Source organism: Oleiphilus sp. HI0067 (genome assembly GCF_001635735.1).
Window position 1 is genome coordinate 1 of record NZ_LWFI01001271.1, and the last position, 2485, is coordinate 2485.

Consider the following 2485-nt stretch of genomic DNA (forward strand, 5'->3'; position numbering starts at 1 on the left):
TTGAAAATCAGCTCAAGGCAGTGCTAGAGAGGTTTTCGGTAGATCAGTTGAAAAACTTAGTAGTTGCCTATGAGCCTGTTTGGGCGATAGGTACGGGGTTGACTGCCACGCCTGATCAAGCACAAGAAATGCACGCTCATTTGCGCAGTGTGGCGCGAGAACTAGATGAGCAGTGGGCGGATTCGCTTACTATCCTTTACGGTGGAAGTGTAAACAGCAAAACAGCGAAAGAGTTGTTTGCTCAACCGGATATCGATGGCGGTCTAGTAGGTGGAGCGTCACTTAAAGTTGATGAGTTTTTTGAGATTTGTCAGTCGGCCTGACGAATCGAGTTTGTAGTAGGTTGCGAGTAATATGGAATTTTTAGAAACAACGGTAATCGTAGTTCACATCTTGGTGTCGTTGGCGCTTGTTGTTCTTGTGCTATTGCAGCAAGGAAAAGGAGCAGAAGCGGGAGCCTCTTTTGGTGGCGGTGCTTCTCAAACAGTATTCGGTAGCCAAGGTAGCGGTAACTTCCTGACAAAGTCTACAAAATGGTTGGCTGTTGTATTTTTCGCGACCAGTATTAGTCTTGCTTATATTGCTAAAGAGCAAGCTGCATTGAGCGTTCAAGAAGCGACGACGCTTTCTACGCTAGAAACTCAAGAAAATTCTGAAGAAAGCCTTGAGTTGGAAGCGCAAAACGAAGACAATGCCGCTCCTGAATTGGAGTAGCCAATAAGTTTTCACTTAATTGAGTTAATCAATTGAGTATGCCGATGTGGTGGAATTGGTAGACACGCCATCTTGAGGGGGTGGTGAGCTATGCTCGTGACGGTTCAAATCCGTCCATCGGCACCAATAATAAAAAAGCCCGCACTTGTACGAGTACGGGCTTTTTGTTTTATGTTGACCCTTGCTGTATAGCTGCCTATAATGCCGCCAGTATTTGGAGCGGCTCAGAATTTCTGAGTTTGGGCTATACGCCAGTTGAGGCTCTCCTTACAGCAGTTTTGTAAAGAGCCCCTCATTGTAGGGGCTTTTTTGTACTGATGGGCTTTATGCCCATTTTTTGTTTCTGCAACAATGAAAACGAACCCATTGGAGGCGTAGTGGCAGCTAAAAAACAGCTACTAAATGACATTATTAAGCCGGTCGTAGAAGGGCTAGGTTATGAGTGTTGGGGCATTGATTTCTTGTCTCAAGGTAAGCACTCAATGTTGCGAATTTATATAGAAAGTCTTGAAACGCCAGAGAGCTCGGAAGTGGGCGAAGATGGTAAAGAACGTGAGAGCGGTATTGAGCTAGGGGATTGCGAAAAAGTAAGTCGCCAATTGAGTGCCGTGCTTGACGTTGAAGACCCTATTGCAGGTGATTACACCCTTGAGGTGTCTTCTCCGGGAATGGATCGCGCATTATATGAACTTGCGCATTATGAAAGGTTTAAAGGCCATCAAGTTGCATTGAAGTTAAGAATGCCATTTGAAGGTCGACGAAAGTTCAACGGCTTGATTAAAGGCGTTGAAGGGAATGATGTGGTGATTCAGGTGGATCAAGAAGAATACTTGTTCCCAGTTGAAGGCATTGAGAAAGCGAATATCGTACCGCAATTTGATTGATTAGGATTATTGGAGCAAACGACGCGATGAACAAAGAAATTCTGCTGGTTGTTGAGGCGGTCTCAAACGAAAAGGGCGTTGACAAAGAAGTCATTTTCGAAGCTATTGAGTTGGCATTGGCGACAGCAACTAAAAAGCGTTATGAAGACGAGGAAGAAGCCGATATTTTAGTAAATATCGATCGCAAAACGGGTGAATACGATACTTTTCGTCGCTGGTTAGTTGTGAGCAACGATGCAGTGCCTGCTTTAGGTACTGAGCTGACTATGGAAGAAGCTGAAGAAATTGATACAGCGCTTCAACCAGGTGATATTCACACAGAGCAGGTTGAGTCGATTGCTTTTGGTCGTATCGGTGCACAAGCTGCTAAGCAAATTATTGTTCAAAAAGTACGTGAAGCTGAACGCGAAAAAATCGTTGATGGCTATCGTGACCGCGTTGGAGAATTGGTCTCAGGTACTGTTAAGAAAGTAACGCGTGATAACGTGATTGTTGATCTCGGAAATAATGCTGAAGCCTTACTTCCACGTGAAAATCTAGTGGGTCGTGAAGTATTCCGCATGGGTGATCGTGTTCGTTCTTTGCTTCTAGAAATTCGTCAAGATCTACGTGGACCGCAATTGATTTTAAGTCGTTCAGCGCCAGAAATGCTGATCGAGCTATTCCGTATTGAAGTGCCAGAAATCTCAGAAGAAGTGATTGAAATTCGTGGTGCGGCGCGCGACCCTGGTTCTCGCGCAAAGATTGCAGTTAAAACAAATGACAAGCGTATCGACCCAGTTGGTGCTTGTGTAGGTATGCGCGGAGCGCGTGTACAAGCTGTATCGGGTGAGCTAGGTAATGAGCGTATTGATATTGTGCTTTGGGACGATAACCCGGCGCAGTTA

The 2485-nt window shown here is 45.1% G+C and carries 4 protein-coding genes and 1 tRNA gene; all 5 read left to right on the plus strand.

The annotated features are described in order from the left end of the window. Positions 1–323, plus strand: a 323-nt coding sequence (locus A3739_RS19535; RefSeq protein ID WP_197472447.1) for a triose-phosphate isomerase, incomplete at its 5' end; no start/stop codon positions are given. Between the two features lie 31 nt (positions 324–354). Further along, positions 355–714: a preprotein translocase subunit SecG gene (secG, locus tag A3739_RS19540; RefSeq protein WP_068476836.1), complete on the plus strand. Its 360-nt coding sequence runs from the start codon at positions 355–357 to the stop codon at positions 712–714. A 40-nt stretch (positions 715–754) separates the two neighbouring features. Further along, a tRNA-Leu gene (locus tag A3739_RS19545) sits at positions 755–840 on the plus strand. A 251-nt stretch (positions 841–1091) separates the two neighbouring features. Then, on the plus strand, positions 1092–1598 hold the full coding sequence (gene rimP / locus A3739_RS19550) for a ribosome maturation factor RimP (protein ID WP_068478046.1): 507 nt from the start codon (positions 1092–1094) through the stop codon (positions 1596–1598). A gap of 26 nt (positions 1599–1624) precedes the next feature. Continuing rightward, a partial coding sequence (gene nusA, locus A3739_RS19555; RefSeq protein WP_068502514.1) for a transcription termination factor NusA occupies positions 1625–2485 on the plus strand: 861 nt, incomplete at its 3' end.